Source organism: Teichococcus aerophilus (assembly GCF_014490485.1).
Lineage (GTDB): Bacteria > Pseudomonadota > Alphaproteobacteria > Acetobacterales > Acetobacteraceae > Pseudoroseomonas > Pseudoroseomonas aerophila.
Map to the genome: position 1 here is coordinate 154,786 of NZ_JACTVA010000003.1, position 20,854 is coordinate 175,639.

At 70.0% G+C, this 20,854-nt stretch carries 17 protein-coding genes; 6 read left to right on the forward strand and 11 right to left on the reverse strand.

Annotated features, from left to right (window positions below):
* Positions 1-2 precede the first annotated feature (2 nt).
* Genes IBL26_RS03155 through IBL26_RS03165 form a run of 3 tightly spaced genes read left to right on the forward strand, consistent with a single transcriptional unit; the run spans position 3 to position 3,303 of the window.
* Positions 3-1,850, forward strand: coding sequence for an ABC transporter permease (locus IBL26_RS03155; RefSeq protein WP_187782987.1), 1,848 nt, complete (start codon positions 3-5; stop codon positions 1,848-1,850).
* Complete coding sequence (locus IBL26_RS03160; RefSeq protein ID WP_187782988.1) at positions 1,847-2,602, forward strand: ABC transporter ATP-binding protein; 756 nt, start codon at positions 1,847-1,849, stop codon at positions 2,600-2,602. Before IBL26_RS03155 ends, IBL26_RS03160 begins: the two co-directional genes overlap by 4 nt.
* Positions 2,602-3,303, forward strand: a complete 702-nt coding sequence (locus IBL26_RS03165; RefSeq protein WP_187782989.1) for an ABC transporter ATP-binding protein — start codon at positions 2,602-2,604, stop codon at positions 3,301-3,303. Before IBL26_RS03160 ends, IBL26_RS03165 begins: the two co-directional genes overlap by 1 nt.
* A 397-nt stretch (positions 3,304-3,700) precedes the next feature.
* Here IBL26_RS03165 and IBL26_RS03170 read toward each other — a convergent pair whose 3' ends face one another.
* The 3 genes from IBL26_RS03170 to IBL26_RS03180 form a co-directional block, all read right to left on the reverse strand.
* Positions 3,701-3,931, reverse strand: coding sequence for a hypothetical protein (locus IBL26_RS03170; protein WP_187782990.1), 231 nt, complete (start codon positions 3,929-3,931; stop codon positions 3,701-3,703).
* Positions 3,932-4,141: 210 nt separating this feature from the next.
* Positions 4,142-5,455, reverse strand: coding sequence for an aspartate aminotransferase family protein (locus IBL26_RS03175; RefSeq protein WP_187783076.1), 1,314 nt, complete (start codon positions 5,453-5,455; stop codon positions 4,142-4,144).
* Positions 5,456-5,466: 11 nt separating this feature from the next.
* A complete protein-coding gene (locus tag IBL26_RS03180; protein WP_187782991.1) occupies positions 5,467-6,516 on the reverse strand; it encodes a phosphotransferase in 1,050 nt (349 codons plus the stop codon).
* A gap of 141 nt (positions 6,517-6,657) precedes the next feature.
* Here IBL26_RS03180 and nhaA point away from each other — a divergent pair, with 141 nt between their 5' ends.
* Positions 6,658-7,821 carry a Na+/H+ antiporter NhaA gene (gene nhaA, locus IBL26_RS03185; RefSeq protein WP_187782992.1) on the forward strand — a complete coding sequence of 388 codons (1,164 nt, stop codon included), beginning with the start codon at positions 6,658-6,660 and terminating at the stop codon, positions 7,819-7,821.
* Positions 7,814-8,173 (forward strand): MmcQ/YjbR family DNA-binding protein, encoded by a 360-nt coding sequence (locus IBL26_RS03190; protein WP_187782993.1) that lies wholly within the window; start codon positions 7,814-7,816, stop codon positions 8,171-8,173. Before nhaA ends, IBL26_RS03190 begins: the two co-directional genes overlap by 8 nt.
* A gap of 32 nt (positions 8,174-8,205) precedes the next feature.
* Here the strand turns inward: IBL26_RS03190 and IBL26_RS03195 are convergent, their stop codons facing one another.
* The 3 genes from IBL26_RS03195 to IBL26_RS03205 all read right to left on the reverse strand — a co-directional run bounded on the left by IBL26_RS03195 (position 8,206) and on the right by IBL26_RS03205 (position 12,834).
* Positions 8,206-9,792, reverse strand: coding sequence for a PhoX family protein (locus tag IBL26_RS03195; RefSeq protein WP_187782994.1), 1,587 nt, complete (start codon positions 9,790-9,792; stop codon positions 8,206-8,208).
* On the reverse strand, positions 9,792-12,092 hold the full coding sequence (locus IBL26_RS03200; RefSeq protein ID WP_187782995.1) for a molybdopterin-dependent oxidoreductase: 2,301 nt from the start codon (positions 12,090-12,092) through the stop codon (positions 9,792-9,794). Before IBL26_RS03200 ends, IBL26_RS03195 begins: the two co-directional genes overlap by 1 nt.
* A gap of 157 nt (positions 12,093-12,249) precedes the next feature.
* Positions 12,250-12,834: a DUF2585 domain-containing protein gene (locus tag IBL26_RS03205; protein WP_187782996.1), complete on the reverse strand. Its 585-nt coding sequence runs from the start codon at positions 12,832-12,834 to the stop codon at positions 12,250-12,252.
* Positions 12,835-13,035: 201 nt separating this feature from the next.
* Here IBL26_RS03205 and IBL26_RS03210 point away from each other — a divergent pair, with 201 nt between their 5' ends.
* Positions 13,036-14,292: a hypothetical protein gene (locus IBL26_RS03210; RefSeq protein WP_187782997.1), complete on the forward strand. Its 1,257-nt coding sequence runs from the start codon at positions 13,036-13,038 to the stop codon at positions 14,290-14,292.
* A 227-nt stretch (positions 14,293-14,519) separates the two neighbouring features.
* Here IBL26_RS03210 and IBL26_RS03215 read toward each other — a convergent pair whose 3' ends face one another.
* The 5 genes from IBL26_RS03215 to IBL26_RS03235 are packed head-to-tail and all read right to left on the reverse strand — an operon-like array spanning position 14,520 to position 20,661.
* Positions 14,520-15,344, reverse strand: a complete 825-nt coding sequence (locus IBL26_RS03215; protein ID WP_367615361.1) for a creatininase family protein — start codon at positions 15,342-15,344, stop codon at positions 14,520-14,522.
* Between the two features lie 37 nt (positions 15,345-15,381).
* Positions 15,382-16,356: an ABC transporter ATP-binding protein gene (locus tag IBL26_RS03220; RefSeq protein WP_187782998.1), complete on the reverse strand. Its 975-nt coding sequence runs from the start codon at positions 16,354-16,356 to the stop codon at positions 15,382-15,384.
* Positions 16,353-18,197 (reverse strand): dipeptide/oligopeptide/nickel ABC transporter permease/ATP-binding protein, encoded by a 1,845-nt coding sequence (locus IBL26_RS03225; RefSeq protein WP_187782999.1) that lies wholly within the window; start codon positions 18,195-18,197, stop codon positions 16,353-16,355. The genes IBL26_RS03220 and IBL26_RS03225 overlap by 4 nt, the downstream gene beginning before the upstream one ends.
* Positions 18,194-19,144, reverse strand: a complete 951-nt coding sequence (locus tag IBL26_RS03230) for an ABC transporter permease (protein WP_187783000.1) — start codon at positions 19,142-19,144, stop codon at positions 18,194-18,196. Before IBL26_RS03230 ends, IBL26_RS03225 begins: the two co-directional genes overlap by 4 nt.
* Positions 19,144-20,661 (reverse strand): ABC transporter substrate-binding protein, encoded by a 1,518-nt coding sequence (locus tag IBL26_RS03235; RefSeq protein ID WP_241748947.1) that lies wholly within the window; start codon positions 20,659-20,661, stop codon positions 19,144-19,146. The genes IBL26_RS03230 and IBL26_RS03235 overlap by 1 nt, the downstream gene beginning before the upstream one ends.
* Between the last annotated feature and the right edge of the window lie 193 nt (positions 20,662-20,854).

Below are 20,854 nucleotides of genomic sequence, written 5' to 3' on the forward strand. Positions count from 1 at the left end.
ATTTGGACTCGCTGATCGTCCAGGCGCTGAACGGGCTGGCCAGCGCGTCCTCCCTGTTCCTGGTGGCGGCCGGGCTGACGGTGATCTTCGGCGTCAGCCGCATCGTCAATTTCGCCCATGGCAGCCTGTACATGCTGGGCGCCTATCTGGGTTGGACACTCACCAGCCACGGGCCGCTGGCGGAACTCGGGGGCTTCTTCGGCTTCTGGGGCGGGGTGCTGCTGGCGGCGCTCGCCACCGGGCTGATCGGCGCCGCCATCGAATTCCTGCTGCTGCGGCGGATCTACCGCGCGCCGGAATTGTTCCAGCTGCTGGCGACGTTTGCCGTCGTGCTGGTCGTGCAGGATATCGCCCTGCTAATCTGGGGACCGCAGGATCTGCTGGGGCCGCGTGCGCCGCTGCTGCGGGGCGCGACGGAGATCCTCGGCCTGCGCTTCCCGCGCTATGAGCTGTTCCTGATCTGCGTCGGCCCGGTGATGCTGGGGCTGCTGTGGCTGCTGTTCCACCGCACGCGATTCGGCATCCTGCTTCGCGCCGCCACGCAGGATCGGGAGATGGTGGCGGCGCTGGGAGTCGATCAGCGGCGATTGTTCACCAGCGTCTTCGCACTCGGCTCGGCGCTGGCCGGGCTGGCCGGCGCGCTGCAATTGCCGCGTGAGGCGGTGAACCTGCACATGGACATGGCCGTCATCGTCGAGGCCTTCGTCATCGTCGTCATCGGCGGGCTGGGCAGCCTGGGCGGTGCGTTCCTGGCCGCGCTGCTGATCGGTGAGCTGCACGCCTTCGGCATCCTGGTCTTCCCCCGCATCACGCTGGTGCTGGCCTTCCTGGTGATGGCGGCCGTGCTGGTCCTGCGCCCGCACGGGCTGCTGGGGCGCAAGCCGTCCGGCCTGCTGCCGGCCGCCGTGCCATCCCCACCCTTGCCGCGCGCGCCGCGCTGGCTGGTGCAGGCGGGCGCCGTGGCGCTGGTGCTGCTGGTCGTGCTGCCGCCCTTCCTGGGCGACTACGCGCTCTCCGTCATGGCCGACATGGCGATGATGGTGCTGTTCGCCGCCAGCCTGCACCTGATCATGGGTCCCGGCGGCATGGCCAGCTTCGGACACGCCGCCTATTTCGGCGCCGGGGCCTATGGCGCCGCCCTGCTGGCCAAGCACTTCGCGGCGCCGATGGAAGTCGGGCTGGTGTTCGCCCCCTTCGCCGCCGGCATCGTCGGGCTGGTGTTCGGCTGGTTCTGCGTGCGGCTCTCCGGCGTCTATTCCGCCATGCTGACGCTGGCCTTCGCGCAAATTGCCTGGAGCACCGCCTTCCAGTGGGTGGAAGTGACGGGTGGCGACAACGGCATCCTCGGCGTCTGGCCCAGTGAATGGGCGCGGGGCAAGCTGGTATTCTGGTACCTGGCGCTGGCGCTGTGCGGGCTGGGCGTGGTGCTGCTGCGCCGGCTGCTATACGCGCCGTTCGGCATGGCGCTGCGCGCGCAGCGGGATTCGCCATTGCGGGCGGAAGCCATCGGCATCGATACGCTGCGGGTGCGCTGGGTCGGCTTCGCCATCGCGGCGGCCGCCGCCGGCATGGCGGGGGCGTTGTTCGCCTATGGCAAGGGCAGCGTGTTCCCCTCCTTCCTCGGCATCCCGCGCAGCGTCGATGCGCTGGTGATGGTGTTGCTGGGCGGGGTGCAGACCGTGCTGGGGCCGCTGCTGGGCGCCGTGGCCTATAGCGGGCTGCAGGAACAGTTGGTGCGGATTTCCGATCTGTGGCGGCTGGTGCTGGGCGTGGCCATCCTGGCGCTGGTGCTGTTCTTCCCCGGCGGCCTGGCCGGTGCGCTGCGGCGGCGCGAGGACGACCGCGCATGACGACCCCGGTCTTGGAAGCCAACGGCCTGCGCAAATCCTGGGGCGGCGTGGCGGCGGTGGATGGCGTCTCGCTGGCCGTGCAGGCCGGGGAGATGCTGGCGCTGATCGGCCCCAACGGCGCCGGCAAGAGCACGTGCTTCAACATGCTCAACGGCCAGATCCGCCCGGAGGCCGGCAGCGTGCACCTGCTGGGGCGGAACATCACCGGGCTGGCGCCACGCATCGTGTGGCGGCTGGGGGTCGGCCGCACCTTCCAGGTTACCGCCACCTTCGCGTCGATGACGGTGCTGGACAATGTGCGGATGGCGCTGCTGTCCCACCACCGGCGCCTGTTCGGGCTGTGGCGGCCGGCGGCGGCGCAGTTCGTGGCGGAAGCCGCGGCCGCCCTGGCCCGCGTCGGGCTGGCGGAACAGGCCGGGCGGCCCTGCGGCGTGCTGGCCTATGGCGACCTGAAGCGGCTGGAACTGGCCATCGCCCTGGCTAACGAGCCGCGCCTGCTGTTGATGGACGAGCCCACCGCCGGCATGGCCCCGGCCGAACGCGCCGGGCTGATGGCGCTGACCGCCCGCATCGCCCGCGACGCCGGTATCGCCGTGCTGTTCACCGAGCACGACATGGACGTGGTGTTCGGCCACGCCGACCGCATCCTGGTGCTGGACCGCGGCAAGCTGATCGCCGGCGGCACGCCGGAGCAGGTGCGGGCCGATGCGCGGGTGCGCGACGTCTATCTCGGTCAGAGCGGGGTGCATTGATGCTGCGGGTGGACGGGCTGCACGCGCATTACGGCCGGGCGCATATTCTGCACGGCGTCTCGCTGGACGTGGCGCAGGGCGAGGTGGTGTGCCTGCTAGGCCGCAACGGCGCCGGCAAGAGCACGACGATGAAGGCCATCATGGGCGTGGTGCCGCCGAGCGCCGGGCAGGTGCTGCTGGATGGCAAGGACCTTGCGGGGCGCGCATCGTTCGAGATCGCCCGCGCCGGCATCGGCTACGTGCCGGAGGACCGCCGCATCTTCGCCGAGCTGACCGTGGAGGAAAACCTGGAGGTCGGCCGCCGCGCCGCACCCGCCGGCAGCCAGGGCTGGAACCCGGAACGCGCCTATACGCTGTTCCCTGTGTTGGCCGAGATGCGCCGGCGCCCGGGTGGGCGGATGAGTGGCGGGGAACAGCAGATGCTGACCATCGCCCGCACTCTGATGGGCAACCCGCGCCTGTTGCTGCTGGATGAGCCTTCGGAAGGCCTGGCCCCGGTGGTGGTGGAGCGTATGGCCGAGGCCATCCTGGCACTGAAGCGGGAGGGGCTGTCGATCCTGCTTTCCGAACAGAACCTCGCTTTCGCGAATGCGGTGGCGGACCGTGCCTGCCTGATCGAGACCGGGCAGTTGCGCCATACCGCCAGCATGGCGGCGCTGATGGCGGATGACGAGGTTCGGGCGCGCTACCTTTCGGTCTGACGCCTCGGGCCGGGCAGACACGACGCCGCGCCGCCACAGGATGGACAGCCAACGACCGGGGCTGCCAGGCTGAGGCGGCGCGTCGTTACATTACCAGTGGCGGCGCGGCGGCGGCGGCGGATAGTGCCGGCGGCGGTGACGCGGCGGCGGGGGTGGCGGCGGGCGGCGCCAGCGGCGGCGGTGACGATGCGGCGGCCCCGGCTGGGCCTCGGCTTCCGTGCTCGTCGCCACCGTGGCGGCGGTCGTGAGCCCTAATGCAGCGGCGAATTTGAACAATAGGCTGCGTCTCTGCACCGATGGCTCCCTTTCTGATCAACCGAACGCTAACCCGGCAATAAGGCCGCAGTTTGCGTGAATTACGGTTAACGAAAGGCCTCCGGCAGAGCGGCCTAATGCCTCAAGATGTCAGCCAGAGCGCGGCCCAGGCGGCGAGCCAGGCGGCGGCAATGCCGAGAATACCGCCCAGCATCCCTTCCCGCAGCAGCGGGTGGACGCGGAAGTTCCAAAGGGCCTGGCGGAGCCGGCGGAGGGGGGTTGCCCGCGCGACCTGCCAGGCTGCGCGGGCCGGCCAATGCGGCCGCTGCCGCAGCGGGGGAGTAGCGAGGGAGAAGGCAGGTGACTGCGGCATACAGGGAACAGAACATAGCACGAACATTGCCGTCAAGCATCGAGCGTGCTGGCTTTGTTCTCCTCGCGTTTCTGTGATCAGACTACCAGAAACCACCCGGGCGACGTCAAGAAGCGGCTGGAGCGTAGCCGTCCCATAGTGGCCCGCTCACAGGCCCGGGCTGCCAGGCTCCTTGCCGCCGGTCGGTCCGACCGGCGGCGGTCACATGCCCTAGGCAATCTCGGCCAGGGTGGCTTCCATCGCCTCCAGGAACCGGTCGGCATGCTCGCGCTGGAACACCAGCGGCGGGCGGATCTTCAGGACGTTGGCATGCGGCCCGGCGGCGCTGATCAGCACCCGGCGCTCCCGCAACCCGTTCACCAGCTTGGCGGTGATCTCGCCATCCGGGGCGCGGGTGGCGCGGTCCTTCACCAGTTCCACGCCAATGAACAGCCCGACGCCACGTACGTCGCCAATGGCCTCGTGGCGCGTGGCCAGGGCCCGCAATCCGTCGCGCAGATAGGCACCGGTGTCCCGCGCGTTCTGGATGATGTTCTCACCCTCGATCACCTCCAGCACCGCCTGGCCGACGGCGCAGGAGACAGGGTTGCCGCCGAAGGTGTTGAAGTAGCGGGTGCGCTCCCCGAAGGCGTCCAGGATCTCGGGCTTCGCCACCATGGCGGCGATCGGGTGGCCGTTGCCCATCGGCTTGCCCATGGTCACCAGGTCCGGGAGGATACCGTGGCGCTGGAAGCCCCACATCCCCTCACCCGTGCGGCCGAAGCCCGGCTGCACCTCGTCGGCGATGAACAGGCCGCCGGCCTCCCGGATCGCCGCCACCGCCGGCGCAAGGAAACCCGGCGGGTCGGCGAACACCCCGTCGCTGGAGAAGATGGTATCGACCAGCAGGGCCGCCGGCTTGATGCCCGCTTCCCGCATGTCCGCGATGGCGGCGCGCACGGCCGCCGCGAACGCCTCGCCCACATCCTGGCCGTTGGCGTGGTACAGGTCCGGCGCCGGCACGGTGCGGACATTCGGGCCGAGCTGGATGCCATTGCCGAGCGAGGGCGACATCTCCGAAATCGCCACCGTCACGCCGTGATAGGCCAGCTGCGTGACGATGAAGCCGGTGCCGCCCGTGTAGCTGCGCGCCACGCGGTAGGCGAGGTCGTTGGCCTCGCTGCCCGTGCAGGTGAACATGACGTGCGACAGCTCGGGCGGGAAATAGCCCAGCAGCTTCTCGGCATAGTCGAGAATCACATCGTTGATGTAGCGCGTGTGGGTGTTCAGCGTCGCCGCCTGGCGGGACAGAGCCGCGACCACATGCGGGTGGCAATGCCCGACGCTGGCGACGTTGTTGTACACGTCCAGATACGCATTGCCGTCCGGGTCGTAGAGCCAGACGCCTTCCCCCCGCACCACATGCACCGGCTTGGCGTAGAACAGGCGGTAGGCGGGGCCGAGCAGCTTCTGCCGCCGCTCGATCAGCGCTTGCTCGCGCGGGGCGATGCCGTTGGTGGCCTTGGCATCGAAAGCATTGATCATCGTCACGGTCGTCAGTTCCTTCCGCAGGCGGCGTGGAAGATGGCGCGGGCTTCCTCGCGCGGGATGGCGGCCAGGCGTTCCATCCCGGCCCAGGCCGTCGGATAGTTCCGCAGGATGTACGGCGCGTTCTCAGGCTGCTTCTGCGCCCGCCAGCCGCTGATGGCGACGCTGATGACGGCGCGCACCGCCAGCAGGTCGAACAGGATGTCCAGCTCCTCCTTCAGCAGCGGGCGCACGGCGTGGAAGGCGGCGGCGATCTCGGCCGGGCCGTCCAACGGGTGGCCCTGCGGCTGCACGTGGTAGGCGCAGGCGGTGGCCAGGTCCTGCACCAGCGGCGCATGGACCATGTCGCCAAAATCGATGACGCCGGCGATGCGCGTATCGTCCACCGCGTCCGCCAGCACGTTGTGCGGGTTGAAATCGTTGTGGATGACCTGCTTGCGCAGCGTCCGCATCGCCGGCACCGCCTGCTGCTCGAACACATCCAGCAGGCGCTCGGGGATCGCGCGTTGCGCCTTATCGGCCAGATGCGCCAGCAGCGGCCTTACGCGGGCGGCGTGCTGGATGTCCCACAACAACACATGGTTCTGCGCCGGGTGGCTGAAGCCCTCCAGCGCCTGCCCCAGCCGCGCCAGCAGCGTACCGAGCTCCCGCCGCAGCGCGGGGCCGGGCGCGGCCAGGTGCAGCGGCCGGCCGGGCAGCCAGGAATACACCCGCACCAGCCGCGATGGCTGGCCCGGCACCTCCCACCGCACGGCCAGCGGCAGGTGCGCGCGCGGCACAGGCAGGTCCGGCGCCACCTGCGCCAGATGCAGCAGCGCCTGGCTCTGGAAGTCGGTCACCGCCGGGTCCTCGCCGGGATGCACCACCTTCAGCACGTATTCGGCACCGTCGGTGGCCCGCAGGTGGAAGTTGCGGTCGCGTTCCCCGGTCAGCGGCTTTGCCGCCACCTCCAGGCCGAAATGCTCGCGCGCCAGCGCCACGGCATCCGCGGCCGAGGCAGGCGGGGGCGGCGCGTCCAGCACCTCTCCCAAAAAGTCCAGTGAAGCGGCGGGGGGCATTGGGGCGGTCGGTCCTTGCTCTTCGGGCGGCGCGGACAGTCTCGGGGCCAATCGGCGCCGGTGCAAGCCGGGCGGCCCGTTTAGGCTGGCCCGGCGTCCGGCCCGCTGCTACCCCGGTGCTGCCGTTGTTGGAGAGACTGGATGAACCCGCGCCGCCCGCATGCCCTGTCCACGCTTCGCAACTTCCTGAATTCGGAAGCATCCGGTGGGCTGGTCCTGATGGGCTTCGCAGCGCTGGCGATCATCGTCGCCAACTCGGCACTGGCACCGGGCTACTTCGCGGCGCTCCACGCCTATCTGGGCCCGCTCTCTGTCTCCCACTGGGTGAATGACGGGCTGATGGTGGTGTTCTTCCTGCTCGTCGGGCTGGAGATTAAGCGGGAGATGTTGGAAGGCCAGCTCTCCAGCTGGTCCCGCCGCATCCTGCCGGGCGTGGCGGCCATGGGCGGCATGTTGGTGCCGGCGCTCATCTACGTCGCCTTCAACCGGGCGGACCCGGTGGCGATGCGCGGCTGGGCCATCCCGACCGCGACGGACATCGCCTTCGCGCTGGGCGTGCTCTCGCTGCTCGGCCCGCGCGTACCGGCATCGCTGAAGGTGTTCCTGGCGGCGCTGGCCATCATCGACGATCTTGGCGCCGTGGTGATCATCGCGCTGTTCTATTCCGGCGCGCTGTCCCTGCCGCATTTGCTGGGCGCCGCCGCCGTGCTGGCCATCCTGGTGGCGATGAACCTGCGCGGCGTGCGCGTGCTATGGCCCTACCTGCTGCTGGGCGTGGTGCTGTGGTTCCTGGTGCTGCAATCCGGCGTGCACGCCACCATCGCCGGCGTGCTGCTGGCGTTGACCATCCCGATGCGCGCCGGCGATGCCTCCCCGCTCCTGTCGCTGGAACATGTGCTGCAGAGGCCGGTGGCCTTCGTCATCGTACCCATCTTCGGTTTCGCCAATGCCGGCGTCTCCTTCGCCGGCGCGGGGATGGAGACGGTGCTGGCGCCGCTGACGCTCGGCGTCGGCTTCGGGCTGCTGCTGGGCAAGGTCATCGGCGTGATGGGCGCGGTGGGGCTGATGGTGGGGCTGCGCGTCGCGCCGATGCCGATGGGCGCGCGCTGGCAGCACATGCTGGGCACGGCGCTGCTCTGCGGCATTGGCTTCACCATGAGCCTGTTCATCGGCCTGCTGGCCTTCGCGGATTCGCCGCTTCTGCAGAGCGAGGTGAAGTTCGGCATCATCGGCGGCTCGGCGCTCGCCGGCATCCTGGGCTGCCTCGTCCTGTTCACGGCGCCACCGGCGCGGCACCATGTCTGAGGCCCGCCTGCGCCGCATCTGCCTGGCGCTGCCGGAAGCGGAGGAGCGGACGACCTGGGACGCCCCCACCTTCCGGGTGCGGGACAAGATCTTCGCCATGGCGCCGGGGCGCGAAGGGCTGAAGCAGGACGGGCAAGCCGTCTGGGTCAAGGCACCGCGCGGCAGCCAGGCCGTTCTAATCGAAGCGGCGCCGGACCGCTTCTTCGCCCCGCCCTATCTGGGGCCGAAAGGCTGGGTGGGCATCCGCATGAATGCCGGGACGGACTGGGCGGAAGTGGCGGCGCTGGTCCGCCGCAGCTACCGCCTCATCGCCCCACGCCGTCTGGCCGTGCTGGTGCCGGAAGAAGGCTGAGCTGGGAAGGGCCGGCCGGTCCAACCCGCATGTCAGCCGCCGATGAGGCCGCCCTGCTCTCGGGACAGCACCAACACGGTGCTGCGCGGCGGCAGCGCGGGGTCGAATTGCGGCCAGCGGGTCGCGGGCCGGGCGAAGCTGGCGTCCGGCTCGGCACCCGGGCGGCGCACCACGGCGAACAGTGCCAGCCCATCCGGTGTCATCGCCGCGCCACCCATGCCGGCGGCACGCGGGGCGCCATAGAGCGGCAGCGGGAAGCCACGGCCCGGCCCATCCGTATCGCAGCCATACAGCGTGTCCGGCGCCTGGCCGACGCGCCCGCCATGGTCGGTGCCGATCCACAACCGGCCGCGCGGGTCCACTGCCAGGGTGGCGGGCGCATCCGGCCAGGCGCTGCGTAGCGCGGCAAAGCGCTGCGGCGGCTGGCCGCCCACCAGCAGGAGGCTGGCGGCGGCGCGGTCGGCCGCATGGTCGCCGCCCGCAGGCGCGAACTCGATGACATGGCCGGAGGAACTGCCGGCCAGCGGGTTCAGCGCATCCACCTGGTCCGGCCGCCGCGCCGCATTGCCCTGGCAGGCGAGATAGAGGCGGCCGGAACGCGGATCGACTGCCAGCCCCGCCGGCAGGTCGAACGAAGTGGCGCCGGCCTGGCTGGCGGCGGCTACCGGGTTCAACAGGGTTTCGGCCCCGGCGGGAAGCGGCGCCCAGGCGATGCCCTGCCCTTCCAGCCGCGCGACGGAGAGCGTGCCGCTATCCAGCGCATCCGGCTCCGTCACCGGGCCGGTGGAGATGAAGCGGAACAGGTGGCCGAAAGCGCGGTGGTCGCTGAGGTAGACCACGGCGCGCCCATCGCGCGTCAGAGCCGCCGCCACGTCGCCACGCGGGAAGCGCGCCAGGGCGGTGCGCTTGGCCGGGATGGCCTGGGGGTCGGCCGCGTCCAGCTCCGCCACCCAACCGAAGCGGGTGCCGTCGGTAAAGCGGGCATCCAGGCCGCGCAGGCGGCTGATCCAGGGTGCCGGGTCGCCTTCGGCCAGCAGCAGGCTGCCCCAGGGGGTGGCGCAACCACCGCTGACGGCCAGCAGGCCCTGCACCACGTCGCCGACACTGGCGGCGGCCGGGCCGGTGATGCAGCACAGGGTGTCCGCCGTCAGCCGGCGGGACTGGTAGCCGCCATCGGTCACCAGCCAAGCCTGGCCGCGTGCCTCGACATTCAGCAACGTGGCGCCTTGCATCGCGGCGGCCACGGCGGGGCGGTCCCGCCCGTCGGGGAAGGCCATCGCCGCCTCCACCGTCGGGTGGGCGATGGCCAGGATGGCGCGCTGCACCCCATCCGCCGCTGCAGGCGGCGTGACGATGGCGCAGAGCCGCGCATCCCAGCCGAATTGGGTGGCGGCGGCCTGCGGCGTCGGGCTGGCCGGGTTCCAGTCGGGCGCGTCGAACATCACCCGGTCCCCCCACCGCATCGCCACGGCGCGGCGGTAGCCGGGGGCCACGCTGTCATCCAGCTTCACCGGCAGCGCCTGGGGCGGCATGTCCAGCGTGGTGGTCTGCGCCCGCGCGGCGGCGGGCAGCAGCGGCAGCGCGGCAACGCTGCCGAGCAGCAGGCGGCGGGAGAGCATCAGGCCAGGACTTCCTCAAGCCGCGCGGGCGGTTCGGTCACGGTCAGGGGCGGCAGGGCGTCGGTGAACGCCTCCACCTGCACCAGGCAGGATTGCGCCGCGCAGCCCTGGCCGAGGCGGGAGGTGCCGAGATCCGCCGTCAGCACATTCGGGTTGCCGTGGCGGTCCAGCCCGTCCCCCACCGGGTCCCACCACGCGCCGGTGGCCATGGCGACGACGCCGGGGCGAATGCCGTCCGAGACGCGCAAGCCCGCCAGGGTGGCGCCGCGGTCGTTGAACACCCGCACCACATCGCCATCCCGCAGCCCGCGCGCGGCGGCTTCGGACGGGTGCATCAGCATCGGCTCCCGCCCCTGGATCTTGCTGGCGGCGGCGACACGCCCCTGGTCCAGCTGCCCATGCAGGCGCGTGGCCGGCTGGTAGGACAACAGGTGCAGCGGGAAGCGCTGCGCCAGCGCGCCACCGAGATACTCCTGCGGCGCCTTCCATTCCGGATGGCCGCCGATCTCCTCATAACCGAAGCCGGCGATGGTCTCGGAGAACAACTCCACCTTGCCGGAGGGCGTGTTCAGCGGGTGCGCCTCCGGGTCCCGGGCGAAATCGCCGAAGAGGACGAAATCCTCGGCCGGGCGCGGCACCTCGACATGGCCTTCCGCCCAGAAGCGGTCGAAATCCGGCGCGTCGAAGCCCATGCGGCCGCAGGCGGTGCGCCAGCGGTCGTACATGTGGCGCAGCCAGGCATCCTCGTTGCGCTGCTCCGTGAAGCGGTCCCGGAAGCCGCTGGCCTCGGCGATGTCCGCCAGCATGTCGTGGTCGTTGCGCGCCTGGCCGATGGGTGGGATGGCCTGGTGCATGGCGCGGATGAAACGGTCGCGGGAGGAGGAGCCGATGTCGTTCCGCTCCAGCGTCGTCGTCGCCGGCAATACGATGTCGGCGTGGCGCGCCGGGGAGGTCCACCACGGTTCCTGCACCACGATGGTCTCCGCCTGGCACCAGCCGCGCAGCATGCGGTTCAGGTCCTGGTGGTGATGGAACGGGTTGCCGCCGGCCCACCAGATCATGCGGATATCCGGCAGCACGATATCCCGGCCGTTATATTGCAGGATCTCGCCCGGACGCTCGAACAACTCCGTCACCCGCGCCACGGGGATGGCGACGCCGCCCGGGTTGCGCGTGGCGGGCAGGGAGACGGAAGGCAGTTCCCAGCGCGGGGTGCCCATGCCGTTCAGGCTGCCATAGCCGAAGGCAACGCCCCTGCCCGGCTGGCCGATGCCGCCCAGCATGGCGGCCAGCGCCACCAGCATCCACCAGGGCTGCTCGCCATGCTCGGCGCGCTGGATGGACCAGGTGGCGGTCAGCATCGTCGGCACGCCGGCGGCTTCCAGCGCCAGCCGGCGGATGGTCTCGGCCGGCACCTCGGTGATGGCGGCGGCCCATTCCGGCGTCTTCGGCGTACCGTCCGTCTCACCCAGAATGTAGGGGCGCAGCTTGTCCCAGCCGACGCAGCGCGTGGCCAGGAAGTCCCGGTCCTCCAGCCCCGCCGCCAGGATGGCGTGCGCCATGCCGAGGATCAGCGCGGTGTCGGTATTCGGGCGGATCGGAATCCACTCGGCATCCAGGAAGTCCGGCGTATCGCCCTTGAAGGGCGAGATGTTGACGAAGCGCACGCCCGCCGCAGCCACCTGCTTCAGCCAGGGCACGTATTCATGCGCGCCGGCACCGCCAGCGGTGACCAGAGCGTTCTTCAGCGGAAGCCCGCCCAGGCACAGCATCAGCCTGGTGTGCTTGGCGATGCTGGGCCAGTCCGTCACCGGGCCCTGCATGATGTCGTTGGTGCCGACGATATGCGGCATCAGCGTCATGCCGGCGCCGTAGGAGTAGTTGGTCACCTGCGTGGTGTAGCCGCCGCCCAGCCCCAGGAAGCGCTGCAACTGGCTGCGCGCATGGTGGAACCGCCCGGCGGAGGACCAGCCATAGGAACCGCCCATGATGGAGGTGTGCCCATGTTCGGCGCGGATGCGGCCGGCCTCCTCGGCCAGGATGCGCGTCACCTTGTCCCAGGACACGGGCACGAAGGCGTCGCCGCCGCGGGTGGCGCCGCGCCGCTCGCCCTTTAGCCAGCCGGCGCGGATATAGGGCTGGTCGATCCGCACCTTCGAATGCACCGCATCCGGCACCGACTGGATCAGCGCGCCGGGATACGGGTCCAGCGCGAAGGGCCGCACGCCGGTGACGCGGCCATTCTCCACCACGGCATCGAAGGCGCCCCAATGGGCGGAATGCGGTTTGATCTCGGCCATGGCGGACGTCTCCTGCGCGCGTCGGGCAGATTTAAGCCGTGCGCCGCGCCGGTAGAAGCCGCGATCGCGCGCCCATGCCATGTTTGCCCGCGCGACCTGCCGCCTGCCGCCATTTCCGGCCCTGGCGGCTACGCGCCGGGGCCGGCAGCGTGGATGGTCAGCCCGCCTGCCAGACGCGGATGGCGTCCACCGGCCAGAGCAGCATCAGTACGTTGAGCGTCAGGTTGTCCCGGATGACCAGCAGCGCCACCAGCTCCATCGCCACGCCAAGCCCGACCGAGACCCAGACCGGCAGCCGTGCCGCCAGTGCGAAGCCCACCAGCATGGCCAGCACATCGGCCACCGAGTTCACCACGCTGTCCCCGGTATAGCCCAGCGCCATCGTCGCCTCGCGGTAGCGGTTGATGATGAGGGGGCTGTTCTCGGCAATCTCCCACGCGGCTTCGACCACGGTGGCGACCACGGCTCGGAATGGCAGGCCGCGGCGCGGGAACAGCCAGCGCGTGGCGCCGTAGAACAACAGGCCGTGGATGACGTGGGACAGGGTGTACCAGTCCATCAGCTGCTGCGAATTCTCGGCGCTGTTCACCGCGCCATGCCACAGCTTCACGGTGCCGCAGGTGCAGATCAGCACCCGGCCCATGGCCAGCTCCGTCGCCGCCATGGCCAGGATGATTCCCAGGATGGCCAGGCCGGCCCACATCCATTCCCGCTGCCGCCGGGCCGTTTCCACTGCCTGCATGACCTGAACTCTCCCTGTCCCCTTCGCTATGTCCCGGCCAAGGCGCCGCTACAATCGGTGATGCGGTGCGCGTTCATCACGCTCCGTTCACAACCTGCCCAGCGCCATTGGCCTCGTCGCCCACACAGCCCCCGGGCTTCCGCGATTTCACCCCGGGCGATCATGCTCTAGAGGGAAGGCGAACCGCCCGAGGCCCGCCGCATGACCCCGACCAAGCCGATCGAAGCGACATCGATCGACTGGCGCTCCCCCAGCCTGCCGCTGATGGTGGCGGCGCTGGTGGCGCCCTTCGCCGCCGTGCTGCAATCCAAGGCGATGACGCCGATCGGGCTGGTGGCGCTGGTGGCCTGCATCCTGCTGGCGCGGCTGCGGCAGGGGGCCTGGGCGGTACCGCGGGGCCCGGTGCTGTGGGCCGGGCTGGTGCTGGGTGGCTGGGGCGCGCTCTCGGCGCTCTGGGCCATCGATCCGCGCCGCTCGCTCTCCGAAGGGCTGGTGCTGGCGGGGATGATCCTGCTGGCCGCCGCCGCCGCCGAGGCCGTCCGCCGCGACGACCCCGCCCAGCGCCGCCGCCTCGGGCATGCGGTGCTGATCGGCTTGGGCATCGGCCTGGCGACGGCGCTGGCCGACCATGTGAGTGGAAACGCCATCCGCGCCGGCGTGCGCGGGCTGAGGGAGGTGCCGCCCAGCCTGGCCTTCGGGCTGAAGCCGGCCGCCTCCGTCATGGCGCTGCTGCTGCCGCTGCTGGCCGGGGCCTGGTTGCCGGCGCGCTGGCGCGTGTTGGCGCTTCTGGCCGGCGGCGCCGTGCTGCTGGCGTTGCCGGGCGATACCGCCAAGCTCGCCGCCCTGGCCGGGTTGGCCGTGGCCGCGCTGGTGGCGTTCCGCCCATGCGCCGCGCGGCCCATCGCGGTGCTGCTGGCGCTGGCGATGGTCGCCACCCCGGCGCTGCTCGGTCCTGCCATCAGCGCCGCGCGGCCGCAGATCGAGCGCATCCCGCCTTCCGCCATCCACCGCCTGCTGATCTGGGATTTCGCGCTGGGCCGCGCCGCCGAGAAGCCACTGACCGGCTGGGGCATGGAATCCGCCCGCATCGTCCCCGGCGGCGATGCCCGCCCCTCGCCCGAGCAATTGGCGCGGCTGGGCGTGACGCGGCCGGACCTGCTCGCCTGGTTCGCGGAGCCGCATCTGCGATTGTTGCCGCTGCACCCGCATAACGGGCCGTTGCAGATCCGCCTGGAACTCGGTTGGGTCGGCACCGGGCTAGCGGCGCTGGCGCTGCTGCTGCTGGGGCTGGCGGCAGGGCGTGGGGCGGTGCCAGCCGCCGCTATGGGTGCGCTGGCCTCCGGCTTCGTCACCTTCTTCGCCAGCTTCGGCGCGTGGCAGAACTGGTGGCTTTGCGCGGCGGCGCTGGCGCTGGTGATCGCGGCGGGAATGCCGGCGGTGAAGACCGGCCAGAAATGAGAAAGGCCGGGGAATGAATTCCCCGGACCCCTGCTTTTTTCTTCGAGTTTTGGCTTTGTACCAATAGGCCGCATGTGGAGCAGGCCAAACGCTCGGCTGCTGAAATCGCGGACCTTCCGAAGCATCCCGGCTGTTGAGGTCCGCCCGCAACGGCCACGACCTCAAACTCCGCAAAAAGAAAAGAAGGGGGCCTGGGGGAATTCATTCCCCCAGCCTTACTTTTCAGATCAGGCCTTGATCTTGCTCGCGAAGTGGGCGGAGAAGCGGGCGACGATATCCGTCAGCTTCTCCACCAGCACCGCACCCGTCTCGGCCGAGCACAGCTTCGGGTCACCGCCGGCGACGCCGTCATGATAGGTGTCGTCATACTCCATCGGCAGGCCCACCTCGGCGCCGTCGAAGCTGGCGGTGCCGAGGCCGGTATAGGGCAGGCCCAGCACGCTATCGTTCTTCAGCTTCTTGCCCTCGGGGATCAAATCCTTGCGGATCAGTTCCGGGAACAGGTGCAGGCCGATGCTGGTCAGCGGGTCCGAACCGTGGCCGGACACAGCCTTGGCCTTCTCGGCGCCGATCAGGCCCGGCAGCAGGCCGTAGCTGATCTTCCAAAGGTACAGGCTGGGCAGGACGACCTTCTTTTCCAGGTAGAGCTTGCGCGCCACCTCGGCGATCGGCCCGACATTGCCGCCATGGCCGTTGACGACGATGATGCGCGTCAGGCCGTTGCGGTGCAGGCTCTCCACCATGTCGGTGATGACGCTGATCAGCGTCGCCTGGCTGATGGCGATGCCGCCGACCATCGGGCCGAACCAGTCGGCGCCGCCGAAGGGCAGCACGGGCGCGACATAGGTGGGCGTGCCGGCCTCGGTGGCGCGGATGGCGGCCAGCTCGGCCACCTTCTCGGCCAGCAGGTAGTCGCCCATGGGCGCGTGCGGGCCCTGGTCCTCATGGCTGCCCATGGGCAGCAGGATGATGGGATTCTTGGCGAAGGCTTCACGCCCCTCCCCGCCGGTCAGCGTACCCATATGAACCTTGGGCTTGGTCAGTGCTGCCACGCTTGATACTCCATTCTCGAGAAAGAGCCGGGCGGGCTCAGATGATCTCTTCCGCCCGGATGCAGGCGACGCGCGCGGTGCCGTCGCCGAAGGGCCGCAATTCGGGCACGGCTTCCGCGCAGGCATCGCGCGCATGGGCGCAGCGCGTGCGGAAGACGCAGCCGGATGGCGGGTTGGATGGGCTGGGCGGATCGCCCTGCAACAGGATGCGCTTGGCGCGCTTCTCCGGGTCCAGCATCGGCGTCGCGGAGAGCAACGCCCGGGTATAGGGGTGCACGGGATTGGCGAAGATATGCTTCGCCGGCCCCTCCTCCATCACCCGGCCCAGATACATCACGATCACCCGGTCGCACAGATTGGCGACCACGGGCAGGTCGTGGCTGATGAACAGCATCGCCAGGCCGAGATCCCGCCGCAGCTCGCTCAACAGCTGGATGACCTGCGCCTGGATGGAAACATCCAAGGCGGAGACGGGCTCGTCCGCCACCAGAAACTCGGCGCCGGTGGAGAGCGCGCGGGCGATGCCGATGCGCTGCCGCTGCCCGCCGGAGAATTCGTGCGGGTAGCGCTGCGCGTGGCTGGGGTCCAACCCGACCTTCGCCAGCAGCTCCGCCACCCGTTGCCGGCGCTGTTCGGCCGGCAGCAGGCGATGGATCTTCATGCCGTCGGCAATCTGGTCGCCCACCCGACGGCGCGGGTCCAGGCTGCCATACGGGTCCTGGAAGACGATCTGCATGCGTTTGCGAAGCTGGCGCCACTCGCTGCGCGACGCCTCGTTCATCAGCTTGCCGTCGAAGCGGACGCTGCCTTCCGTCACCGGCATCAGCCCCAGCATCAGCCGCCCGAGCGTGCTCTTGCCGGAGCCGCTTTCGCCGACGACGCCGACGGCCTCACCGCGCGCCACGGAGGCGTCGATATGCTTGACCGCCTGCACCGGCTTGCCCTTTCGGAACAGGCCCTTGCCGGGAAAGGTCTTGGAGAGGCCTACGGCTTCGATCAACGGGGCGTTCATGCCGCGGCCTCCGTGGGGGTCAGTTCATGCCAGCGGATGCAGCGCACCTCCCGACCGGCGCGGATTTCCTCCAGCGGCAGCGGCGCGGCCTCGCAAGCCGGGGTGGCGAAGCGGCAGCGCGGGGCGAAACGGCAACCGACGGGAAAGGCATGCGGCTGCGGCACGATGCCGGGAATACCGACCGGCGGCTCATCGCCCTCCGGCACCGCTTCCAGCAGGGCGCGGGTATAGGGGTGCAGCGGGTTGCCGAACACCTCGGCCACGCTGCCCTGCTCCACTACCTGCCCGGCATACATCACCGCCACCCGGTCGGCGATTTCCGAGACGACGCCGAGGCTGTGGGTGATGAAGATCATCCCCATGCCGGTCTCGCGCTTCAGGGCGTTCAGCAGGTCCAGGATCTGCGCCTGCACCGTCACGTCCAGCGCCGTGGTCGGCTCATCGCAGATCAGCAGCTTCGGCCGGTTGGCGATGGCCATGGCGATCATCACGCGCTGCCGCATGCCGCCGGACATCTCGTGCGGATACACACGCAGCCGCTTCTGCGGATCGGCGATGCCAACGCGCTTGAACAGCTGCTCCGCCTGCTTCCAGGCGTCGGAGGAGGAAATCTTCTGGTGCGCCTGGATCGCCTCGACCACCTGGGCACCCACGGTGTGCACCGGGTTCAGGCTGCTCATCGGGTCCTGGAACACCATGGCCATCGGGCCACCGCGTAGCGCGCGCAGTTCCGGCTCCGTCAGCCGCAGCAGGTCCCGCCCACCCAGCCAGGCCTGGCCTTCCACCGCCTGGGCGATAGGCGGCATCAGCCCCATCACCGTCGTCGCCGTCACCGATTTGCCGGAGCCGCTCTCGCCCACCACCGCCAGCGTCTCACCGGCGAAGACCTGCAGGGAAACACCCTGTACCGGGCGGATGGCGCCGCGTGGCGTGGCAATCTCCACGGTCAGGTTGCGGACGTCCAGCACCGCCTCGGTCTGCGGTGCAGCCGCCGGCAGCAAGCCAGGCAGCAGGCGGTCCACCACCCGGATGCGGCGGCGGGTGGCGGGGGTGCGCGGGTCCACCGCGTCGCGCAGGCCGTCGCACAGCAGGTTCATCGCCAGGATGGTCAGGGTCAGCGCGGCGCAGGGCCACAGCAGCAGCATCGGCGCCTGCTCCATGGTGGCGCGCGCCCCACGGATCATCAGGCCCCAGCTGGGCGATGGCGGCACGACGCCGAGGCCGAGGAAGCTCAGCCCGCTCTCCAGCACCACGGCGGAGGCCACGGCCAGCGAGAGCTGCACCAGCACAGGGCCGGCGACATTCGGCAGCACGGTGCGGAACAGGATGCGCCAGGTCGGCGCACCCAGTGCGCGCACCGCTTCCACATAGTCCAGGCTACGGGCGGAGAGGACCTCCGCATAGGTCACGCGGGCGAAGCCGGGCAGGTAGAGCACGGACAGCACCAGGATCAGCGTGCCGGCGCCCGGGCCCATCAGCGTGACCACCAGCAGCGCCAGCAGCACCGGCGGGAAGCATAGGATGATATCCATGCTGCGCACGGTGAAGATCTCGCCCCAGCCACGAAACCAGCCGCCGATCAGGCCGAAGGCGGTGCCGATGACACCGGCGATCAGCGCCGAGGCGAAGGCGACGCCCAGGCTGGTACGCGCGCCCCAGATGAGGCGGGAGAACACATCCCGCCCGAATTCGTCCCGCCCGAGCGGCGAGCCATTCATCGGCCCGGCCAGGCGGTTGGCGATGTCCTGCCGCACCGGGTCCATCAGCCCCAGCAGCGGGGCCAGGATGGCGACGAGGATGATTAGCCCGACGATCGTGCCAGGCAGCCAGAGCTTCTTCATGCCGTGCGGATCCGCGGATCGAGGGCGGCGTAGAGCAGGTCCATGATCAGGTTGATCAGCAGGAACAAGCCGGAGATGGTCAGCACGATACCGACGACCATCGGGTAGTCGCGGGCTTCCACGGCGCGCAGCAGCGGCGTGGACATGCCGGGCCAGTTGAACACGTATTCCACCAGCACCGTGCCGCCCAGCAGCGTGCCCATGTGCAGGCCCAGCACCGTCAGCACCGGCGTCAGCGCATTGCGCACCACGTGGCGCACCAGCACGCGGGTCGGGGAAATGCCCTTGGCGCGCGCAGTCCGCACATAGTCGCGGGACAGTGCATCGAGCACCGAAGCGCGGGTCATGCGGAACACCACCGCGGCCAGGCCCTTGGCGATGGCCACGGCCGGCATGGCCAGCAAGGTCATGTGCTGCCCGGGGTTCTGCGCGAAGGGCACGTAGCCGCCGGCCGGCATGATGCGCAGCATCTGCGCGAATACCAGCACCAGCACGGTGCCGACCACGAACACCGGCACTGCCAGCAGGAACGCCGCGGTGCCGGAGGCGATACGGTCGAACACCCCGCCCCGGTGCAGCGCCGCCCAGGTACCGGCGGGAATGGCGACGATCACCGCCAGGATGGTGCCGGCGAAGATCAGTTCCAGCGTACGCGGCAGGCGCAGCGCGATCTCATCCAACACCGGGTACTCATCTACCAGCGAGGTGCCGAGGTCGCCACGCGTCAGGCCGAGCAGGAACTGGCCGTACTGCGTCAACAACGGCTGTTCCAGCCCCAGCCGTTCCCGCAGCTCGGCCACGGCGGCCGGGTCCGGCGCCACGCCGCCGGTGGAGAGCAGGATCTCCGCAGGGTCGCCCGGCACCATGTGCAGGGTCATGAAGACGATGGTGGCCACGATCCAGGCCAGGGCGAGGGAGACGCCGATGCGGCGGAGCAACCACCACATCAGCCGAAATACGTCTGTTCGAGCATGGCACCGGACGAGGTCGTGAGCGCGCCGGGCAGGTTGACGAAGCCCTTCACGCTCTTGTCGAAGCCATAGCCCTGGGAACGCCAGGCGAGGCAAACCATCGGCACTTCCTCCAGCGCCGCGCGCTGGAATGCCTTGTAGGCCTCGATACGCCGGGCCGGGTCGAACTCGGCGCGGCCCTTCGCCAGCGCCTCCACCGTGCGCGGCGCCTGCACCATGTAGGAGCGGCCGTGGGACGGCGAGAGCGAGGTATCGAAGAAGGCCGAGAGCCCGTCGGGGTCATTATTCTCGGCGGCGGTGCCATGGATGGCGATCTCGTACTGCCCGCGCGTGCCGAGGCTGACGCGGGTGGACCAATCCGGCAGCCGCAGCTCGCACTGGATGCCGATGGCGGCCAGGTGCTGCTGCACCACTTCCGCCGTGTCCTTGTGCATGCCGTACTGGGCGGTGGCCAGAAGCGTCGTCTGGAAGCCGTTGGGCACGCCGGCCTCAGCCAGCAGAGCCTTGGCGCGGGCGGGGTCGTAGGCCCAGCCCTTCGCCAGCTCCGCATCGTAGTAGGGCGAACCCTCGATGATCGGGATGCCCTCCAGTGCCTTGCCGCGGCCGAAGAAGGCGGCCTTGACGATATCTTCCCGCTTGATGGCATGCGCCACCGCGCGCCGCACCCGCGCATCGGTGAACGGGCCGCGCGCGCCGTTGAACACCACGTCCATGAACGGGCCCTCGACGGCATCCAGGCTGAGGCGCGGATCGGCCTCCACCGCGTCCATCGACTGCCACGGCACGTACTCGATCATGTCGACATCGCCGGACTGCAGGGCGGCGGCGCGCAGGTTCTCGTCCGCATACACCGTCAGCTTGATGCCTTTCACCTTCGGCAGGCCGGCCTGCCAGTGGTTCGGCACCGCCGTCAGCTCCATCGAGCTGCCACGCTCCTGCGCGGTGACGCGGAAGGGGCCGGCGCCGATCGGGTTATTGGCCTCCGACTTCCGCCAGATGATGCCCATGTTGTAGCCGGCGAACCAATGCGGCAGCGGTGCCACCGGCTCCCGCGTAATCAGGCGCACCGTGTGCGCGTCCGGCGTCTCGATGCTCGAGATGGCCTGGAGCTGCGTCCGCATATAGGCGGTGGAGCGCTCCCCGGCGATCTGCTCGATATTCCACTTCACGTCCTCGGCCGTCACCGGCTCGCCATTCTGGAACTTGGCAGCAGGGTTCAGGCGGAACGTCCAGACGCCGTCATCCCCATGGGCCCAGGAGGTCGCCAGCTCACCCCGCAACTCGCCCTTCTCGTCGTAGGAGATGAGGCGGCGGTGGATGAGCATCTTCACCGTGCCGGCCGAGGCGCCGGTGCTGACCCAGGGCTGCAGGTTCGGCGGGAAGGCCGAGAGGCCGAAGCGCAGCACGCCCGCGCTGGCCTGGGCACGGGCCGGGACGCGCAGGAACGGTACGGTACCAGCGGCGAGGAGCAAGGCGCGACGGGTCGGGGTCATCAGGGATCTCCAGGCCAGGGCATCAGCGAAGCAGCGTCGCTGCCAACAAGAGCAGAGAATCTCGGCGTCCGTCCACGCATCTTCGGGCTGTGGGCCGGCAGCCTGATCGGGTGCCCCAGCGCTTCAGCAAGTGCCGTGCCAGAGGAAGAGGCGGCCGGAGATAGGCTTCGAAGCTGATGTGCTGCATCGCAGC

Excerpts from the sequence above, each read along its gene's own strand:
- IBL26_RS03220 (WP_187782998.1), bottom strand. The coding sequence starts at position 16,356 with ATGAACGCCCCGTTGATCGAAGCCGTAGGCCTCTCCAAGACCTTTCCC.
- IBL26_RS03165 (WP_187782989.1), top strand. The coding sequence starts at position 2,602 with ATGCTGCGGGTGGACGGGCTGCACGCGCATTACGGCCGGGCGCATATT.
- IBL26_RS03180 (WP_187782991.1), bottom strand. The coding sequence starts at position 6,516 with ATGCCCCCCGCCGCTTCACTGGACTTTTTGGGAGAGGTGCTGGACGCG.
- IBL26_RS03225 (WP_187782999.1), bottom strand. The coding sequence starts at position 18,197 with ATGAAGAAGCTCTGGCTGCCTGGCACGATCGTCGGGCTAATCATCCTC.
- IBL26_RS03190 (WP_187782993.1), top strand. The coding sequence starts at position 7,814 with ATGTCTGAGGCCCGCCTGCGCCGCATCTGCCTGGCGCTGCCGGAAGCG.
- IBL26_RS03200 (WP_187782995.1), bottom strand. The coding sequence starts at position 12,092 with ATGGCCGAGATCAAACCGCATTCCGCCCATTGGGGCGCCTTCGATGCC.
- IBL26_RS03230 (WP_187783000.1), bottom strand. The coding sequence starts at position 19,144 with ATGTGGTGGTTGCTCCGCCGCATCGGCGTCTCCCTCGCCCTGGCCTGG.
- IBL26_RS03195 (WP_187782994.1), bottom strand. The coding sequence starts at position 9,792 with ATGCTCTCCCGCCGCCTGCTGCTCGGCAGCGTTGCCGCGCTGCCGCTG.
- IBL26_RS03160 (WP_187782988.1), top strand. The coding sequence starts at position 1,847 with ATGACGACCCCGGTCTTGGAAGCCAACGGCCTGCGCAAATCCTGGGGC.
- IBL26_RS03205 (WP_187782996.1), bottom strand. The coding sequence starts at position 12,834 with ATGCAGGCAGTGGAAACGGCCCGGCGGCAGCGGGAATGGATGTGGGCC.
- IBL26_RS03170 (WP_187782990.1), bottom strand. The coding sequence starts at position 3,931 with ATGCCGCAGTCACCTGCCTTCTCCCTCGCTACTCCCCCGCTGCGGCAG.
- nhaA (WP_187782992.1), top strand. The coding sequence starts at position 6,658 with ATGAACCCGCGCCGCCCGCATGCCCTGTCCACGCTTCGCAACTTCCTG.
- IBL26_RS03235 (WP_241748947.1), bottom strand. The coding sequence starts at position 20,661 with ATGACCCCGACCCGTCGCGCCTTGCTCCTCGCCGCTGGTACCGTACCG.
- IBL26_RS03175 (WP_187783076.1), bottom strand. The coding sequence starts at position 5,455 with ATGATCAATGCTTTCGATGCCAAGGCCACCAACGGCATCGCCCCGCGC.
- IBL26_RS03210 (WP_187782997.1), top strand. The coding sequence starts at position 13,036 with ATGACCCCGACCAAGCCGATCGAAGCGACATCGATCGACTGGCGCTCC.